Origin of the sequence: Thermincola ferriacetica, assembly GCF_001263415.1 — a bacterium.
In the GTDB taxonomy this organism is placed as follows: domain Bacteria; phylum Bacillota; class Thermincolia; order Thermincolales; family Thermincolaceae; genus Thermincola; species Thermincola ferriacetica.
Genome location: NZ_LGTE01000064.1, coordinates 1 through 1,011 on the forward strand (window position 1 = coordinate 1; position 1,011 = coordinate 1,011).

A 1,011-nucleotide genomic window follows, 5' to 3' on the forward strand; every position below is an offset into this window, starting at 1 on the left:
CATGCCGAAGTTGTTTATGTTGCTCACGGTCACGTAATACCTGCCCTTGTCAATATTTTCTTCTGTGGCGCTGTAATTGTTCAGGTCGGTGTAGTGCTTCCGGTCGGTTATCCGCCGCCCGTCGCCTAATGTATGGGTCTTGGCTTTTAAAGCCCATGTTATGTAAGTGTGCCCCTTTGCTTCTCTTTTTCCGATGGGTTCCAGTTCCACCGGGCCGCCCAGCACGGACCGGTTTTTGGTATCCCAGAATTCTGCCTGCAGTTTTAAATCCCTGGGTGTGCCGCCTTTGGGTGCGGCTCCGGTAGGGACTTTGGTTTCCCAGTCGGTCCAGTAATCGGTTTCTACCAGCACTTCAAAGCCGTAACCGGCCCGGGTGATTTTATTGGGGTCGAGCTTGTGTTTTTTGGCGAAGGGCTTGATTTCCCATGCTCCCCGGCGTTCTTCCGGCGGGGCCTGGTCATCACCCTGCCGGGTGTTCAGTATCAACCGGGCGGAAATGGTTTCTTTGTAGGTGACATCGCGACTGTGGGTCACTGTTTCGCCTTTACTGTTGGTGGTGGTCCAGACATAGGTGACGGTCCATTCCCTGCTGTTCTTCTCTCTGCCCTGACAGTAGGGTTCGGGTAGGGCCGGGACCGTTATGCGCACGTCTCTGGTACAGGTATTGTTGGCGCGGTTAATGTCCGGCAGTTTTTTATCAGGATCGGCCACTACTTTTAAGGTGATGGTTTTTCCGGGTGTACCGGGAACTGCCCAGTTAAAATTCCTGGTATCTGTTTTGCCGGCAGGGAGAGTGATCTTATCCTTTTTCACCAATTTAGCGCCGGCGAAGTAGTGAGCGGTGAAGGTTTCTGTATTGGCGCCCAGGTTTTTGAAGGTGACGGTGGCTAATTCTTCGGTTCCGGCGATAGCCGGTTCCTGTTGGGCTATACTGGTGACGGCTATATCGGTGACATGGGATTTGATCAATACCCGCCGGGTGTTATTCTGCCAGTTGATGTCTTTGAGAGT

1 protein-coding gene is annotated in these 1,011 nt (G+C 52.8%); it reads right to left on the reverse strand.

Translation table 11 applies throughout. The annotated features are described in order from the left end of the window. Positions 1–1,011 (reverse strand): CARDB domain-containing protein (locus Tfer_RS15680; RefSeq protein WP_282432080.1); only part of this gene is annotated, 1,011 nt, incomplete at both ends.